This window comes from Mesorhizobium sp. M0340, assembly GCF_040321535.1.
In the GTDB taxonomy this organism is placed as follows: domain Bacteria; phylum Pseudomonadota; class Alphaproteobacteria; order Rhizobiales; family Rhizobiaceae; genus Mesorhizobium.
Map to the genome: position 1 here is coordinate 190,952 of NZ_JAMYRR010000005.1, position 17,472 is coordinate 208,423.

At 63.5% G+C, this 17,472-nt stretch carries 15 protein-coding genes; 8 read left to right on the forward strand and 7 right to left on the reverse strand.

The window, feature by feature from the left end; translation table 11 throughout:
* The 7 genes from NKI79_RS09820 to NKI79_RS09850 form a co-directional block, all read right to left on the reverse strand.
* Entirely contained in the window at positions 1-1,416 is a 1,416-nt protein-coding gene (locus NKI79_RS09820) for an FAD-binding oxidoreductase (RefSeq protein WP_352801352.1), read from the reverse strand.
* An 81-nt stretch (positions 1,417-1,497) separates the two neighbouring features.
* Positions 1,498-2,778, reverse strand: a complete 1,281-nt coding sequence (locus tag NKI79_RS09825; protein ID WP_352801353.1) for an amylo-alpha-1,6-glucosidase — start codon at positions 2,776-2,778, stop codon at positions 1,498-1,500.
* 34 nt (positions 2,779-2,812) lie between these two features.
* A complete protein-coding gene (locus NKI79_RS09830) occupies positions 2,813-3,853 on the reverse strand; it encodes an ABC transporter ATP-binding protein (RefSeq protein WP_352801354.1) in 1,041 nt (346 codons plus the stop codon).
* Between the two features lie 21 nt (positions 3,854-3,874).
* A complete protein-coding gene (locus NKI79_RS09835; RefSeq protein ID WP_254818730.1) occupies positions 3,875-4,717 on the reverse strand; it encodes a carbohydrate ABC transporter permease in 843 nt (280 codons plus the stop codon).
* The gene (locus NKI79_RS09840) at positions 4,714-5,559 is read right to left on the reverse strand and encodes a carbohydrate ABC transporter permease (RefSeq protein ID WP_352801355.1); all 846 of its coding nucleotides are present in this window, start codon (positions 5,557-5,559) and stop codon (positions 4,714-4,716) included. The genes NKI79_RS09835 and NKI79_RS09840 overlap by 4 nt, the downstream gene beginning before the upstream one ends.
* Before the next feature lie 77 nt (positions 5,560-5,636).
* The gene (locus tag NKI79_RS09845) at positions 5,637-6,905 is read right to left on the reverse strand and encodes an ABC transporter substrate-binding protein (RefSeq protein WP_352801356.1); all 1,269 of its coding nucleotides are present in this window, start codon (positions 6,903-6,905) and stop codon (positions 5,637-5,639) included.
* Positions 6,906-6,941: 36 nt separating this feature from the next.
* Complete coding sequence (locus NKI79_RS09850; RefSeq protein ID WP_352801357.1) at positions 6,942-7,985, reverse strand: substrate-binding domain-containing protein; 1,044 nt, start codon at positions 7,983-7,985, stop codon at positions 6,942-6,944.
* Positions 7,986-8,211: 226 nt separating this feature from the next.
* Here NKI79_RS09850 and NKI79_RS09855 point away from each other — a divergent pair, with 226 nt between their 5' ends.
* The 8 genes from NKI79_RS09855 (at position 8,212) to NKI79_RS09890 (ending at position 17,471) form a co-directional block, all read left to right on the forward strand.
* Positions 8,212-9,186 (forward strand): sugar-binding transcriptional regulator, encoded by a 975-nt coding sequence (locus tag NKI79_RS09855; protein ID WP_023676028.1) that lies wholly within the window; start codon positions 8,212-8,214, stop codon positions 9,184-9,186.
* Between the two features lie 44 nt (positions 9,187-9,230).
* Positions 9,231-10,676, forward strand: a complete 1,446-nt coding sequence (locus tag NKI79_RS09860) for an ABC transporter substrate-binding protein (protein WP_254818725.1) — start codon at positions 9,231-9,233, stop codon at positions 10,674-10,676.
* A 150-nt stretch (positions 10,677-10,826) separates the two neighbouring features.
* On the forward strand, positions 10,827-11,750 hold the full coding sequence (locus NKI79_RS09865; protein WP_352476538.1) for a carbohydrate ABC transporter permease: 924 nt from the start codon (positions 10,827-10,829) through the stop codon (positions 11,748-11,750).
* A 9-nt stretch (positions 11,751-11,759) separates the two neighbouring features.
* Positions 11,760-12,617 (forward strand): carbohydrate ABC transporter permease, encoded by an 858-nt coding sequence (locus tag NKI79_RS09870; protein ID WP_023676025.1) that lies wholly within the window; start codon positions 11,760-11,762, stop codon positions 12,615-12,617.
* 4 nt (positions 12,618-12,621) lie between these two features.
* On the forward strand, positions 12,622-13,740 hold the full coding sequence (locus NKI79_RS09875) for an ABC transporter ATP-binding protein (RefSeq protein ID WP_352476539.1): 1,119 nt from the start codon (positions 12,622-12,624) through the stop codon (positions 13,738-13,740).
* Positions 13,737-14,861, forward strand: coding sequence for an ABC transporter ATP-binding protein (locus NKI79_RS09880; protein ID WP_352476540.1), 1,125 nt, complete (start codon positions 13,737-13,739; stop codon positions 14,859-14,861). The genes NKI79_RS09875 and NKI79_RS09880 overlap by 4 nt, the downstream gene beginning before the upstream one ends.
* On the forward strand, positions 14,861-16,423 hold the full coding sequence (locus NKI79_RS09885; RefSeq protein WP_352476541.1) for an FGGY-family carbohydrate kinase: 1,563 nt from the start codon (positions 14,861-14,863) through the stop codon (positions 16,421-16,423). Before NKI79_RS09880 ends, NKI79_RS09885 begins: the two co-directional genes overlap by 1 nt.
* Before the next feature lie 7 nt (positions 16,424-16,430).
* Positions 16,431-17,471 carry a 2-hydroxyacid dehydrogenase gene (locus NKI79_RS09890; RefSeq protein WP_352476542.1) on the forward strand — a complete coding sequence of 347 codons (1,041 nt, stop codon included), beginning with the start codon at positions 16,431-16,433 and terminating at the stop codon, positions 17,469-17,471.
* Position 17,472 lies beyond the last annotated feature (1 nt).

Here is a 17,472-nt window from a genome sequence, read left to right on the forward strand (position 1 = left end):
TCAGCCCGGCGCGAGGTCGAAGATGCGCCCGGCATTGAGGATGTTGTTCGGGTCGAAGGCCGCTTTCAGGCGGCGCATGGCCGCGATCTCGGCGTCGCTGCGCACCAGATGCAGCCATTCCTTCTTGTCGAGGCCGATGCCATGCTCGGCCGAGACGCCGCCGCCAGCCGCGGCCACACCCCGGTAGATGATCCCGTATGCGGCCGCCGGATCCACGGTGCGGACCTGGTAATGCAGGTTGCCGTCGCCGAGATGGCCGAAGACGTAGATGTCGGCGCTCGGGTCGACGGCCTTGATAACGGCTTCCGTCTCGCGCAGAAAAGTCGCCATTTTCGCCAGCGGGATGCTGATATCGACGCCGATCAGTCCTGCCATCGAAAACAGGAAACGGTTGGCCTCCTCGCGCACCGCCCAGAGCGCCCGGAATTCGCGCGGCGATTGCGAGGCGACGACGTTGTCGATCAGGCCATCTTCAACCGCCTGCATCAGCACCGCGGCGAAGCGGTCGCCGTCGCGGTCCGGCTCGCTGCCCTGTATCTCGGCCAGCACATAGACGGGTGAGCCGACCGGCAGCGGCGCCGGCGCCTCCATGCCGGCGATCATGGCGCCATAGAGGGGTGCGAGATTCACCTCATAGGCCGAGAGCAACGGCCCAAGCTTCTGCCGGAGCTGCGCAAGCAGCGCAATCGCCGCATCGAGCGATGGAACTGCGCAGAAGGCATTGACCTCGGTGGCAGGTTTGGGATGCAGCCGCAGGCAGGCGCGCGTGACCACGCCGAGCGTGCCTTCGCTGCCGATGAAGAGCTGGTTGAGGTCATAGCCGGAATTGTCCTTTGGCAAGCCCTTGAGCGACGTGAGCACACTGCCGTCGGCAAGCACCGCCTCCAGCCCAAGCACCTGCGCGCGGTACATGCCGTAGCGCAGCACGCGAATGCCGCCGGCATTGGTGGCGACATTGCCGCCGACGGTGGCCGTGCCGCGCGCGCCGATGTCGACGCCGAAAAGCAAGCCGGCCGCATCGGCCGCGTCCTGCACCATTTGCAGCGGCGCGCCGGCCTCGGCGACGATCGTCGCCGCCTCGCGGTGGGGCGCCGCGACCGCCGTCATGCGCTCCAGCGACAGCACCGCCTCGCCGGGCTGGATGCGCGCCGCGCCCGCAAGACCGGTGCGGCCACCCTGGATGACGAGCCTCTGCCCGGCCTCGTTGCACAGGCGCAGAATGTCCGACACCTCGCCGGTCGTGCGTGGACGCAAGACGATCGCTGGCGGCGCGCCGTCCTTGCCGTCGGGATCTTCCCGGTAGCGTGGTCCGGCCTCCTCAGCCGAGACAATCGCTGATCTGTCCAGCCGCTTTTCCAGCCGCGACAGAAGCTCGGCGGTCAGCGGGGACAGAGCGCTCACGGATGTTGTCATCATGCGCCGCTCCTGGAAAAGGCCGACGATAGACACGGACTGCTGGTTGTCAAACCTTGCGGGACTGCCAATCGCGACCGGCCGTCAGCCTCGAGCGTTCAGAAACTCGATCACCATCGCCGCGGTCCAGGTGAAGCGATTGCCGCCGAGCGGCTCGCCGCTGAGGGGACCGTAATATTCGGCAAAACCGCTCTCGGCGATCAGGTCGAGACTGGATTGCGTGATCCGTTGTGCGATTTGGCTGTGGCCGGCGGCGGCAAGGCCGTCGGCGATCATGTAGTTGACCACCAGCCAGACCGGGCCGCGCCAGTAGCGCTTTGGGTCGAAGCGTCCATCGCCAGGATCGTGCGAGGGGACGATGTAACGCGCTTTGCCGGCGATGCGCTCGATCGTTGCAGCGATGGCCGCTGCCCGGCTTTCCGGAATGGCCGAAAACACCGGCAGAATGCCGCCGACCGACGCGCTGTCCACGAGCTTTCCGGCCACTCGGTCGAAACAAATGTACTGGCCATGTGTGTCGCTCCACAGCCGTTCCATCGTCGAAAGCCCCTTTTCGGCACGGGCGCGATTGGCTTCTGCGATTTCGGTTTCGCCAAGTGTATCGGCGAGATCGGCAAGGTCGGCGGCGGAACGGATGAGGATGGCGTTGAAGCCGGGATCGACGACCTGGAAGGGCGAGGCATCGTGCAGCCGGGTGTTGTCCCAACCAAGTTCGCGGAAATGCTGCAGCAGCCAGATATAGCGATCGTACTGGGCCCTGGTCGGTCGATGCGCAGGGTCGGCGTGCAGGATGTCGCGGCGGGTGTAGGGCTCGACGCCTTCGGTCGGCACGCGCTCGAACGCCTCGTCCCAGTCGATCGAGTTGTCGCGGCCGGACTCCCATGGGTGAATTATGGCGACCAGCCCTTCGCCGTTCGGGTCGCGATTTTCGTAGAACCAGCGATGCCAGGCATCGATTTTCGGCAGCAGCGCACGGGCGCGCTCGGCCGCCAGTTTCTTGTCCTTGGCCTGATCGAACAGACGGCGCACGGCAAAGCCGGCGACTGCCGGCTGGGTGATGCCCGAGGTGGCGGTCGGGCGGTCCGTTCGCCAGACCTCCGGCCCGGGGAAATAGCCGTCGCTCCAGACGTGGAAGACGATGTGCGGCACCATGCCGTCCGGCCACTGGTGAGCGAACAGCGTGTCGATCTCGGTCCAGGCTCGGGCCTCGTCATAGTGGGCAAGACCGAGGGCGGTCAGGCAGGAATCCCAATTCCACTGGAACGGGTAGAGGCCCTTGGTCGGTATGGTATAGGTGCCTTGGTCATTTTCCCTGAGCACCTCGACGGCGCGGGCGATGGTTTCGTCAATGGCAAGAGATATCATCGGGGCGTTCGTACTTTCAGGATCGAAGGGAGGATCAAAGGGCGTTCGTGGTTTCGGGATCGAACCAGCGGATGCGATCGGGTTTGGGCGAAAGCCGCAAGTGATCGCCGACGGCGACCGTGGCGTTCGATTCGAGAATGGCGCGAAACAGGCCGCCCTCGACATCGCAGGTGACCAGCGTGTGCGGTCCGAGCGGCTCGACGACGCGCACGGTGGCGTTAATACCTTCGTTGCCGGCGTCCACATCCTCGGGGCGAATGGCGAATTCTATTGTCTGCTTGTCCGATTTGGGGCCAGGCAGCGTCACCCCGGCGACGGTCCAGTTGCCGTTCGCAGTCTTCGTCGCCGGGATGAAATTCATCGGCGGGTTGCCGATGAAGGAGCCGACGAAGCGGGCCGCCGGATTGCGGTAGACCTCTACCGGCGAGGCCGCCTGGACGATACGGCCCTGATGCATGACGGCGATACGGTCGGCAAGGCTCATCGCCTCGACCTGGTCGTGGGTAACGTAGATGGTGGTGGTCTTGGACGCCGCCAGCACGCCCTTGAGCTCGGCGCGCATTTCGAGCCTGAGCAGCGCGTCGAGGTTCGATAGCGGCTCGTCCATCAGGATCACATCGGGCTCCATGGCGAGCGCGCGGGCGACGGCCACACGCTGGCGCTGGCCGCCGGAAAGCTGGCCTGAATAGCGCTTCAAAAGTTGCTCGATATGCATGAGCTCCGCGGTGCGGTTGACGCGCCCGTCGACCTCCTGCTGCGGCAGCTTCTTCATGCGCAGGCCGAAGGCGATGTTCTCGAATACCGTCAGGTGCGGAAAGACCGCGTAATTCTGGAACACCATGGCGATGCCGCGGTCGCGCGGCGGCAGATGGTCGACGCGACGGCCGCCGATCCAGACCTCGCCCTGGCTTGGCGTTTCCAGCCCGGCGACGATCCTCAGCAGCGTGGTCTTGCCGCAGCCCGAGGCGCCAAGCAGCACCATGAATTCCTGGTCGGTGATGGTCAGGTCGATCGAATGCAGTGCGGTGAAGCCGCCGAAACGTTTTGCCACCTGCTTGATGACGATCTCAGCCATCGGCGTTCTCTTTTGTGCGCGTCATCGATTGGCGATCCCCCACATGGCGAACAGATATTTGCGGACGGCGAAGATGAAGATCAGCGCCGGAATGACCAGTGCCGCGCCACCGGCAAATTTGAGGTAGAGCGGCGACTCGCCGAGGCTCTGCAGCAGGAAGGCGGTCAGCGTCCGGTTCTCTATGGTGAGCACTGCGGCGGCAAACACCTCGTTCCAGGAGATGGTGAAGGCAAACACCGCCGACGCCGCGATGCCCGGCAGCGCCAGCGGCAGAATGACTTTTCGGAATGCCTGCAATCTCGTGCAGCCCAGCGTCCAGGCAGCTTCCTCCAGCTCGACTGGGATGCCGGAGAACAGCGAGAAGGTGATCAGCACGGCAAACGGCAGCGCCAGCGTGGTGTGGACCAGCGCCAGCCCGATCGCGGTATCGTCGAGGCCGGTGCGGATGAACATCACCGCCAGCGGCAGCGCCAGCAGCGGCAGCGGGAAGGCGCGGGTCATCAGCACGAGGAAACGGAACGTTTCCTTGCCTGGAAAATCGAAGCGCGACAGCGCGTAGCCCGCGGGTGCGCCGAAGCCGATCGAGAGCAGCATCGTCAGCGTGGCGACGAGAACGGAGTTCCACAGCGCCTTGGCGACACCGGCGAAATTGATGAAGAAAGAAAGGCTGCCGAAATCGAATGACGGGAAGAAGCGCTTGGGAAAGGCGGTCACCTGTTCCGGCGACGACAGCGCGTTGACGATCAACAGATAGATCGGCAGCAGCACCCAGACGCAAAGCAGGATGACGGTGGCGACCAGCAACCAGTTACCGGCTTTGCGGGCCTCAGGCGCGGCGATCGAGAGCTCCGCGACCGTGCTCATATCCGCGCCTCCTTCGGCACACGCAGCACCCGCAGGAAGAACAGCGTGAAACCGATCGAGATGGCGAGGATGAACAGCGCCATGGCGGCGGCGACATTGTGGTCCTGCAGCGTGAACTGCCAATTGTAGGTCTCGCCCATCAGCACCGGCAGATTGGTGCCGCCGAGTGCTGCAACCACGGCAAAGACTTCAAAGGCAAGGATGACGCGCAGGATGATGGCCGTCTGCAGGCTTGGGCGCAGCAGAGGCAGCGTGATCTTGATGAAGCGCTTCCACGGGCTAGCGCCAAAAACCTCCGCCGCCTCGTAGTATTCCCGGGGGATCAGCCCCATGCCGGCGACTAGAATGACCATCATGATGGCGGTCGCGCGCCAGATCTCGGCCAGCGCCACGGCGATGAAGATCGTCAGCTTGCTCTGGTAGCCGAGGAACATAACCGGCCTGTCGATGACGCCGAGATTGGAGAGCAAGGTGTTCAGGAAGCCGGACTGGTCGAAGATGGCGAGCCAGATCAGCCCGGCGGCGAGATCGGAGATGCCGAGCGGAATAGCGAAGATGTAAAGCGCAGCGCCGCGCCCGGTTTCAAGCCGCGACACCACCGTTGCCATCAGCAGCGCCATTACCAGTTGGATCGGCACGACGATGGCGCTCAGCAGCAGCGTATTGCGGACAGTGACCGGAAACTTCCAGCTGCCCGCCATGGTGCGGAAATTATCGAGCGTAAAACCGCCGTCGCGGGTGAACGCCTCGAAGGCAACCAGCGCGAACGGGTAGAGGAAGAAGACGCAGAGGAACAGCGTCGCCGGCATCAGCAGCAGATAGGGAAGGGCCTTGCCGTGCATGGAGCGCTCTCTATTCGACGCTTGAAAAAAGGGTGGGCGCCCGGCGCGCTAGAAATCCGGACGCCCAGGGAGGATTCCTAATCGACCGGGCAGGCGCCTTGCGATGGCTTGTCAGGCGCCCAGCACGGCGCCTTCGCCTGTTCGATGATCGCTTTCAGCGCCGTCGCCTGTTCGTCGAGCACGCCGTGCGCATCCTCGCCGCCGAGCACGATGCGCTCGAAGCTGTCGGTGTAGATCTGATTGAACTTGCCGCCGAGGCCGCCAAGTCCCATCGGCAGCAGCGCCGGCAACGCATCGGGAGCTCCGGTCATGGTGGCGATCACTGGGCTGAAAGCCTTCACCGAGGCCGGCATGTCGTCGGGCAGCTTGACGTCGACGATGGGGAAGAAGTTTGTCGCCTTCAGCGTCGCGATCTGGGTTTCCGGTTTCAGCATATAGGCGACCAGCGCCTTGGCCTTGTCCATGTCAGGCGAGGTCTTCGGGATAGCGACACCGGCCACCACCGGCATGTAGCCGCGGCCTGCCGGGCCAGCCGGCGCCGGGAAGGCGACGAAGTCATTGGGTTTCTGGTTAAAGGCGTCGGCAAGCCGCGCCACGTGGTCGAATGCCACCCACACTTCGCCGGTCAGCAGCGGCTCCTGCATGAAGGCATAGTTGGTCGAATTCGGGTTGGTGTACTGCCACAACTCCTTGAATTTGTTCCACGCCGTCTCGGCCTCCGCCGAGCGGAACTTGGTCACCATCGAACCGGTATAAGACGGAAGGAGAAAACCCTCGAAGAAACGATGCTTCAGCCCTTTCGGGCCGGCCGGAAAACCGAACTTGGGCGAACCGGTCTTTTCCGCGATGTTTTTCGCCCACTCGATCAGTTGGTCATAAGTGATGGTGTTGAGATCGGTGCCGGCCGGCAGATATTGCAGCGCCTGTTTGTTTGCCGCCATCAGAAAGGTGGCCTGCATCCATGGCAGGTACTTCTGCTCGCCGGTGCCGAGCATGCCGAGCTTCTTGTAGGTCTCGTTGACCTTGACGCCACCGAGATCGACGCCAGAGAGATCGACAAGGTTCGCGCCCACGGTGGAGAAGTCTCCGTGCAGGCCGCCGAGCACACCTATGGTGCCGGAGCCGGCCTGCAGTTCGGCCTGAAGGCGGGTGAGCCAGGGCCCGTCCTCGGCGACCTGATAGTCAACCTGGCCGTCAAACCCCTTCAGCACTTCGCTGCGCATCTTCTGTGTCTCTTCCACTGGTCGCGCCTGTGTCGACCAGAACAACACCTGCTGGGCTTGTGCTGCGCCGGCAGCAAGCGACAACGCCAGCACTGCACCTGCCAATGTCCTCAACGCATTCATCGTCATCTTCCTCCCTGGTTGTGCGCCGCTAAGGCGTCAGTTCCGTCCTGTGGATGCCGGGCCATGGCTTGCCCGTGAGACAAGTATCGGCCGCACCAGCCGCGTCAGCGGCGTGGTCGGCCTGTCGCCAATGACGGTCAGCAGCATCTCGCCGATCTCGCGCGCGCACTGGCGGATCGAGGCGTCGAAAGTGGTCAGCCCCGGCGGCGCATAGGCGGAGGCGGCTATGTTGTCGAAGCCGATCACCGACAGGTCGCGAGGAATGGCAAGTCCGGCGCGCCCCGCCTCTTCCATCACAGTCAGCGCCAGCTCGTCGAACAGCGCGACAATCGCCGTCGGCCGCTCGGCAGCGTGCAGCAGCCGGTTGATCGCCTGGATGCGGGCACCGCGATCGAAACGCGGCGCCGTCGCCACATCGAGCCTGACCGACGGATCGCCCCGGCGGGCGATCGCGGCGGCGAGCCCATCCTGCCTAAGATGGCGAAACGTCATCGGCTCGGAAATCGTCACCAGGCCGAAATGCCGGTGTCCAAGGTCGTAGAGCATGTCGAAGGCTTCGCCGAAAGCATGTGCGCCATCGGTATCGAGCCAATGGTAGGCAAAGTCGCCGTCGAGCAGCCTGCCATGCGCGACGAACGGGAAATTGCGTTGGCGCAAATAGGCAAGCCGCTCGTCGACCTCGGCGATACGGGTGACGACGACCCCGTCGGCGCGGCCCGATTCGACGACATGGCGAAGCACGGAAAGTTCCGACTGGCCCTGCGCCGCTGCGGCCAGGATCAGGTCGGAGCCGTGCGAAACCAGCCCTTCGCCGAGCCCTGTGACGAATTCGCCGAGGAAGGAATCGACCAGATTGGGGCCGCGGATCGGCAGCACCATGCCGATAAAGCCGCTGCGGCCGGAGACCAGCGTGCGGGCTGCGGTATTCGGCACATAGCCGGCCAGGCGCGCGGCCTCGGTGACACGTTGGCGCGTTTTCAAGGCGATCTGCTCGTGGCCGGCAAGGGCCCGCGAAACGGTGGTGATTGACAGGCCGAGCTGCGCAGCAAGTTCCTTGAGGGTGGTAACGCGGGCCGGCATCGTTCCTCCCGAACGAAGTTTGAAACGTTTGTAATCACTTCAAGCGAAATTGCAAACGTTTTAAATGGCGCGCGGTTGGTGTGATTTCTTGCCCGTTGGGTAGCGCGGCCCTATCGACCCCGGCCCGCAAGCTCCTGGTCGGCGATTTAAACGCAGCGGTTGCTTGACTCGGGCGACGCCTTGTGAAAAATTTTGCAGCAACTGATAAAAATATCAAAGGGCGGAAATGGTTGGTTTTGGCAACGGCCTGCTGCGCGACGATGAGACAGGTATGGCAGCCCGTGCCGCCTGGCTTCACTATGCCGGCGGCCTGACCCAGTCGGAGGTCGCCAAGCGGCTCGGCCTGACCAGCCTCAAGGCGCATCGCCTGATCACCAAGGCCAATCAGGAAGGCCTGGTCAAAGTCTATATCGACGGCGAAGTCTCCGAATGCGTGGAGCTTGAGGACGAGTTGTCCGGCCGCTACGGCCTCGACTATTGCGAGGTGGTTCCGGACTTCGATGCCGAAGACCTGCCGCTCAAGGCGCTCGGCATCGCCGGCGCGCAGTTTCTCAAGCGCGAGATCGAACGCGGCGAGGAGGCGCTGATCGGCGTCGGCCACGGCCGCACGCTTGCCGCCTGCGTGGAGTATCTGCCGCGCATATCGGCCGGCCGGATCCGTTTCGTCTCGCTGCTTGGCGGCCTGACGCGCAAGTTCTCGGCCAATCCGCATGACGTCATCCACCGCGTCGCCGAACGGACCGGTGCGGAGGCCTATGTGATGCCCGTACCGATGTTCGCCAACACGGTCGAGGATCGAACCGTGTTGCTCGGGCAGAAGGGCGTCAGCGATGTCTTCGACCTCGCCAAGTCCGCCGACTTGCTTATCGCCGGCATCGGCACCGCCGAGCGTGAGGCCTCGCTTGTCGCCACCGGTATGATCGAGAAGGGCGAAATGGAGGAGATCCGCCGCAATGGCGGCGTCGGCGAACTGCTCGGGCATTTCTTCGACGACGCCGGAAAGGCCGTTGCGACGACGCTTTCCGACCGGGCGCTGGCGCTGGCGCGCGAAGACATCAGCAACCGCAGGATCGTCGCCGTCGCCGGCGGCAAGGTGAAGGTTCGTGCCATCAAATCAGTGCTGGAGGGCCGCTATCTCAAAGGCTTGATAACCGACGAGCGGACGGCGCGATCGCTCGTGGAACAGACGCCGGTCGGGTAGCCGGCAACCATTTCGTTGAAACTACCCTGTGGAGGAGAAGAGAAATGCATGAGAAAGAGAAAGACCTCATCGACGCGTTCCTGCGTGGACAAGTCGACCGCCGTGGGCTGATCAAGGGCCTCGGTGCAATGGGCCTTGCCGCCAGCACCGCCGGCACACTGCTCAATTTCGGGCAGACCCGCGCCCTGGCGGCTGATTTCGACTGGCAGGCGCATAAGGGCAAGACCATCAAGCTGTTACTCAACAAGCATCCTTACGCCGATGCGATGATCGCCAACCTCGACAATTTCAAGCAGTTGACCGGCATGAATGTCGTCTATGACGTGTTCCCCGAAGACGTCTATTTCGACAAGGTTACCGCCGCGCTGTCGGCCAGCTCGCCCGAATACGATGCCTTCATGACCGGCGCCTACATGACCTGGACCTACGGCCCGGCCGGCTGGATCACCGACCTCAACGAATGGATCAAGGATCCGGCCAAGACCAACCCGAAATATGCCTGGGACGACTTCCTGCCAGGCGTCAGAAAGTCCTGCGCCTGGAACGGCCAGCCTGGCGGAGTGCTCGGCTCCGACGACGCCAAGCAGTGGTGCATTCCGTGGGGCTTCGAACAGAACAACATCACCTACAACAAGGGCATGTTCGACAAGGTCGGCGTCAGCGTTCCCGGCAATATGGATGAGATGGTCGCTACGGCGGCGAAGCTCACCAAGGACGTCGGCGGTGGCGTCTACGGCATCGGCGTGCGCGGCTCGCGCTCCTGGGCAACGATCCACCCGGGCTTCCTGTCGGCCTACGCCAATTTCGACCAGAAGGACCTGAACGTCTCGGCTGACGGCAAGCTGTCGGCCGCGATGAGCACCGCCGAATCCAAGGCTTTCCACAAACAGTGGGTCCAGATGATTCAGGAGAGCGGCCCGAAGGACTGGTCGACCTATACCTGGTACCAGGTCGGCACCGATCTCGGTGCAGGCGCCTCGGCGATGATCTACGATGCCGACATTCTCGGCTACTTCATGAATGGCGGCGATAACAAGATGGCCGGCAAGCTCGCCTTCGCGGCGTTCAAGGCCAATCCCGCCGCCAAGGCACCGACGCCCAATATCTGGATCTGGTCGCTGTCGATGTCCAACTTCTCCAAGGACAAGGACGCCACCTGGTACTTCATGCAATGGGCATCCGGACCCGAGCATGCACTGTTCGGTGCGACCAAGATGGACTTCGTCAATCCGGTCCGCCAGTCGGTCTGGAACGACCAGATGTTCCGGGACAAGTTGAACAAGAGCTATCCCGGTTATGTCGAGATGTTCGACGTCTCGGCGCCGGGCGCCAGCATCAAGTTCACTCCGCAGCCGCTGTTCTTCGATCTCACCACCGAATGGGCGGCGACGCTGCAGAAGATGGTGGCCAAGGAAGTGCCGGTCGACGAGGGCCTCGACAAGCTCGCCGAGAGCATCAACGGTCAGCTCAAGGAAGCCGGGCTCGGCTAAGGCGCGGCAAAGGCTGGCCCGTCGCGGGCCAGCCTTTGAGATGTGATCGTTTGCGACGCGGTCCCGAAAGGTGCCGCCTGCTCGCCCGACCGGCCGCCTTGCTCCCTTGGGCGGCCGGGACGGCGAAGCAACAGGATGACGGAGCAGCAGATGACTGCGGCGACAATACAAAGAAACGGGCCGTCGGGCTTCAGGATCAGCAAGCGTGTGCTGCCTTACCTCCTCAGCCTGCCGGCCCTGCTGGTCTGCATCGGAATCCTGATCCCGTTCCTGACCTCGGTGGTCTATTCGTTCCAGCGCTACCGGTTGAGCCAACCCTGGGCGCGGCAGTTCAACTGGGGCGACAACTATATCTCCTTCTTCACCGACCCGAAGTTCTGGAACACGCTGGAGATTTCGCTGCTCTACGCCGGCATCACCGTCGTGCTCGAGCTGCTTCTCGGTCTCGGCATCGCCATGCTGCTGCAGAAGCGCTCGACGTTAAACAACTTCATCTCGATCATGCTGTTGATGCCGCTGATGACGGCGCCGGCGCTCGCCGCGCTGATGTGGAAGCTGATGACCAATCCCGGCTTCGGTGTGCTCAGCTATCTCGCTAGCCTGATCGGGCTGCAGGATTTCCGCTGGGCCTCGTCTCCGTCGACGGCATTGCTCACCGTCGTCCTTGTTGACATCTGGGTCTACACGCCTTTCATCATGATCCTACTGCTTGCCGGACTGCGCAGCCTGCCGACGCAGCCCTTCGAGGCGGCAGCACTCGACGGCGTGCCGCGCAGCTTCGTCTTCTTCCGCATCACCCTGCCGATGCTGACCCCCTATATCCTGACAGCGACGCTGTTCCGCCTGCTCGATTCAATCCAGCAGTTCGACATCATCTACGCCATGACCCAAGGCGGCCCGGGCGATACGCTGACCGTCTTCCAGGTGGAGGCCTATCTCAACTTCTTCCAGTCGACCAATGTCGGCCGCTCGGCAGCACTGATGATCATCCTGTGGGCGATCACCTATTTCCTCTCGAACATTTTCATCAAGAACTGGCTGCGGCTGCGCGAACGCGCCCGCGGCCATGCATAGGAGGCTGGCATGGAACACACCTCCCTTCTCGAACGCATCCTGCGTGGCATAGCCCTGGCGCTGGTCGTGATCTTCTTCATGTTCCCGATCGTCTGGATCCTGATGATGTCGTTCCAGACCAACGAGACAATCCTGCGGATCCCGCCGCAGCTTGTCTTCGAGCCGACGCTCGCCAACTACACCGCCTTGATCACAGGCAAGCTGATGACGGCAGCCGGCACGCTCGACATCGCCTTCATGCGCAATCTCTGGAATTCCGTCTTCCTGTCGGTCACCTCGGTTGCCGTCGCGCTACTGCTCGGCGTTCCCGCAGCCTATGCCTTTGCCCGGCACAAATTCCGCGGCTCGGAGGACATCGCCTTCACGCTGCTGTCGTTCCGGTTCGCGCCGGCGCTGCTGGTGCTTTTGCCGCTCACCCTCTATTTCCAGAAGCTCGGGCTGGCCAACACCTATATCGGGCTGATCTGGGTCTACCAGCTGATCTGCCTGCCGCTGATCCTGTGGATCGTGCGCGGCTATTTCGAGGATATTCCGGCCGACATCGAATACGCCTACCGCATTGCCGGCCATTCCTGGTTTGCCACCTTCCGCAAGATCGCGTTGCCGCTCGCCGGGCCGGGCATTGCCGCTGCCGGCCTGCTCGCCTTCATCTTCGCCTGGAACAATTTCGTCTTTGCGCTGGTGCTCGCCTCGGCCGACAAGCAGCCTGTGACGGTCGGCGCGCTGGCGTTCATCACCTCCTCCGGCATCCAGTACGGCCAGATCTCAGCCGCGATCGTGCTGTCGATCACGCCGACGCTGGCGCTCGCGCTTTATGCGCAGCGCTATCTCGTCGAAGGCCTGTCGCTTGGCGCGGTGAAAGGATAGTCCGATGGCAAGCCTCGAACTGCGAAACATCGTCAAGCGCTACAAAAGCCAGACCGTTCTCGACAATCTGTCGCTGACCGTCGCCGACGGCGAAACGCTGGTCCTGTTCGGGCCGTCCGGCGCCGGCAAGACGGTGCTATTGCGGCTGGTCGCCGGCGTCATCGACCCCGACGAGGGAAAGATCCTCATCGGCGGCGAGGACATGACCGACGTCGACGCCGAGTTCCGCGGCGTCGGCATGGCATTCCAGAACTTCGCGCTGTTCCCGCATATGACGGCGTTCGACAACATCGCCACGCCGCTGCAGGCGAAGCATTCGTCGCAGGGCGCGATCAAGGCTGGCGTCGAGAGCGTCGGCAAGCTGTTGAAGATCGGCCATGTGCTCAGCCACAAGCCGCGGGCGCTGTCCAACGGCCAGAAGCAGCGCACTGCGCTTGCCCGCGCCCTGGTCGGCTCGCCGCCGCTTCTGCTGCTCGATGATCCCTTGCGCAACGTCGATGCCAAATTGCGCTTCGAAATGCGGCTCGAACTGCCAAGACTGCTCGCCGATCGTGGCGCAACTGTTGTCTACGTCACCCAGGACTACAAGGAAGCGATGGCGCTTGGCGATCGCATCGCAGTGATGTCGCAAGGCGTCGTGAAACAGCTAGGCACACCCGAACAGATCTATCGCGAGCCGGCCAACGTCGAGATCGCCCGGCTGTTCGGCGACCCGACCATCAACCTGCTCGACGTCAAGCCGTCCCGGGATGCCAAGGGCGTCTATGTCGGCCTGTCCAATGTCCAGGTCCATCTGGCGGGCGCGCATGAGGCGGCGGTCGGCCGTGACTGCGTGATCGGCTTGCGGCCGGAGGCGCTGGCCTTTGTTGACGAAGGCACGTCCGGCGCCATCCCGGTGACGGTCGAGGCCGAGACGCCGCTCAACGAGAAGATCGTCACACTGGTGCGCACCGTGCGAGGCCGTGAAATCCTGGTTTCGCGTCCGTCCGGGATACCGGGTCAATCCGAGGGCAGGGCGCATATCGCTGTCGACAGCAAAAGCGCCCTGCTGTTCGATCGTGCAAGCGGCGAGCGCATTGGCTCGAAAAATGTCGTCAATTTGCGCAGTGGAGAAGCGGCATGAGCCCGAGCGCAATCACCATTTCGGGCGTCGACAAGTTCTACGGTCCGGTCGACCGCGGCGTGCACGCCGTCAAGAACCTGACGATGGAAATCGCCAAGGGCGAGATCGTGGCACTGCTCGGCTCATCCGGCTGCGGCAAGACCTCGACATTGCGCATGATCGCAGGCTTCGAAGAGGTCTCGCGCGGCACAATCTCGGTTGCCGGCCGCAAGGTGCACACGTTGCCGCCGGTCAAGCGCAACGTCGCGATGGCCTTCGAGGGCTATTCGCTCTACCCGCCCCTGACCGTGCGCGAGAACATGGCCTTCGCCCTCAAGGCTGCCAGGCTGGCTAAGAGCGCGGTCGATGCAAAGGTTGCTCATATCGCCAAGCTGCTTGAGATAGAGGACATTCTCGAGCGCTATCCGAGCTCGATCTCCGGCGGCCAGCAGCAGCGCGCCAGCCTCGGCCGGGCGCTGATCCGCGAAGCCAACCTGCACCTGCTGGACGAGCCGATGGGCCAACTCGAGCCGCAGCTTCGCGCTGTGCTGCGCGGCCGCATCAAGCACTTCATCAAGGAGCGCGGCCTGACCGCGATCCTGGTCACCCACGATCAGACGGAGGCCAATGCGCTGGCCGACCGTATCGCCGTCATGGAAGGCGGCGTGCTGCAGCAGTTCGATACGCCTGACAGGATCAAGGAGCGGCCGGCAAACCTGTTCACCGGCACCTTCGTTGGCGAGCCGCCAATGAATGTCTTCGAAGCCTATGTCGGCACGACTGACGGCAAGATCAATCTCAAGCTGCCCGACGGGCTTTCGCTCGACTACGACAAGGATGCCTTCAGCGGCCCGGTTCGCGACGAATTGCTCAACCGGCAGCGCGTCGTCATCGGCGTCAGGCCTTATGCTGTCCGCCGCTCCAAGGACGGCGTGCCGGCCACGGTTTCGGCCAATCAATGGCTCGGCGATCAGACCCATATCGCCGCCGATTTCGCCGGCGGTTCGCTGGTTCTGGTTGAGCATGACCGGACCCGCCTGGAGCTCGGGGCGCCGATCAAGGTCAGCATCGATCCAAAAAACCTGCACGTCTTCGATCAGGCGAGCGGTGACGCCATTTCGCATGGCACGGAGCTTGCCTGATGCGGGATGTGCTGATCGGCGTCGACGCCGGCACGTCTGTCATGAAATCCGTCGCCTTCGACACGGCGGGCAGGCAGATCGCGGCCGCCGCGCTGCCCAACAAGTACGAGACACTGCCGGGCGGCGGCGCCGAGCAGGACTTGACACGCACCTGGGCCGATACCGCGACGACCTTGCGCGAGCTTGCCAACAAGGTGCCGGACCTCGCCAGCCGGACCATTGCCATCGCCGTGACCGGGCAGGGCGACGGCACCTGGTTGATCGACAAGGATGGTGAGCCGGTGGCCAAGGGCTGGCTGTGGCTCGACGCGCGCGCTGCCGCGGTCGTCGAGGAGATACGCGCGCGGCCCGAGGACCGGCTGCGCTTCGAAAAGACCGGCAGCGGGCTCGCTGCCTGCCAGCAAGGATCGCAGTTCGTCTTCATGAAGCGCCACATGCCCGCGATGCTTGCCAATGCAGCGACGGCCTTCCACTGCAAGGACTGGCTCTATTTCAAGTTGACCGGCCAACGCGCCACCGACCCGTCCGAGGGCACCTTTACCTTCGGCGACTTCCGCACGCGCGGCTATTCAGATGATGTGCTCGAGGTACTCGGAGTCACCGATCTCCGGCATCTGCTGCCGCCGATCGTAGATGGCACCAGGCAAAGCACCTCGCTGTCGGCGGCAGCAGCCAAAGCGACCGGTCTGCTCGCCGGCACGCCGGTCGTTCTGGCCTATGTCGATGTCGCCTGCACGGCGCTTGGCGCCGGCCTGTTCGATCGCGAGCGCAAGCCGGGATGCTCGATCATTGGCTCCACCGGAATGCATATGCGGCTTGCCGAAACGCCGGAGGAGGTTCTGCTCAATGAGGCTGCAACCGGCTACACGATGACGATGCCGGCACCGGGCGTCTTTGCGCAGATGCAGTCGAACATGGCGGCAACGCTCAATATTGACTGGGTCCTTGGCCTCGCCTCCGGCATTCTCGCCTCGCAAGGTATCACACGGACCAATGGCGAGATGATCGCGCTGGTCGACCAGTGGATATCGTCGTCCGAGCCAGGCTCGTTGCTCTACCAGCCTTATGTCTCGGAGGCCGGCGAGCGCGGCCCGTTCGTCGATGCCAATGCCCGGGCCGGCTTCATCGGCATTTCGTCCAGGCACGGCTATGCCGACATGGTTCGTGCGGTGTTCGAGGGACTGGCTTTCGCGGCACGCGATTGCTACGCCGCCATGGGGCCGCTGCCCAAGGAAATCCGCCTGACCGGCGGAGCGGCCAGGAGCCCGGCGCTGCGCAATATCCTGGGTGCTGCGATCGGCGCCGACATTCGCACCAGCGAGCGCGAGGAGGCCGGTGCGGCGGGCGCTGCAATGATTGCTGCGGTCTGCGTCGGCCAGTACGCATCGATGGACGATTGCGTCAGTGAATGGGTCACACCGTTGCTCCGTGCGTCCGAGCCCAGCGATCGAAAACTTGCCGCTGCCTATGAGGCGATGGCTCCGTCCTACACATTGGCGCACGAGGCGCTGCGGCCAGTCTGGCGTTCGCTGGCCGCGTCCAGGCAAACCGACGTGAATTGAGAAGAGCATGCCCAAGAAAATTGCGATCATCGGCGACCGCTTCATGCTTCCGAACGTGTTTCGCGAGAAAATCGAGGCGGCCTGCGGCGACAATCTCGACATCCGCACCGTTGAAACCGCTTGGCCCGACGAGCCGATGCAATTCGGCAATGCGGCGCTCGGCCTCGACAAGGTCAAGGAGTATTTCGGCGATCCGGACGAGGTGGTCGATTTTATCGGCGATGCCGAAATTTTTGTTACCCAGCTTGCGCCGCTCTCCGAAGCCATGATGCAGCGCCTGCCCACACTCAAGCTGGTTGCGGTGTCGCGCGGCGGGCCGATCAACATCGACATGGCTGCCGCCAAGACCCATGGCATCACGGTGGTCAATGTGCCCGGCCGCAACGCCAGCGCGGTGGCCGAGTTCACCATTGGCGCCATTCTCGCCGAAACGCGGCTGATCCGCGTCGGTCACGAAGCCTTGCGCAAGGGCGAGTGGCGCGGCGATCTCTACCGCGCCGACCGCACCGGCCGCGAGCTCAACGAAATGACCGTTGGCGTCATCGGCTATGGCAATATCGGCACCAGGCTGGTTCGGCTGCTGCGTGCTTTCGGCTGTCGCATCCTGGTCTGCGATCCCTATGTGCAGTTGAGCGTCGAGGACCGCAATGCCGGCGTCGAGCTGGTAGCGCTGGACGATCTGCTGTCGCGCTCCGATGTGGTCACGCTGCATTCTCGGGTCACCGAAGAGACGCGCGGTCTCATCGGCAAGGACGCTATTGCCCGGATGAAGCCAGGCGTAATCTTCGTCAATACCGCGCGCGGACCGCTGGTCGACTACGATGCACTCTACGAGGCGCTCGTCTCGGGACAGATCGGCAGTGCCATGTTGGAGACGTTCGCCGTCGAGCCGGTGCCTGCCGACTGGCCCTTGCTGCAGCTGCCGAACGTGACACTGACGCCGCATATCGCCGGCGCGTCGGTGCGCACGGTGACTTATGCGGCCGAGCAGGCGGCCGAGGAAGTGCGCCGCTTCATCGCCGGTCTGCCTCCGGTCAATCCATGCTGAC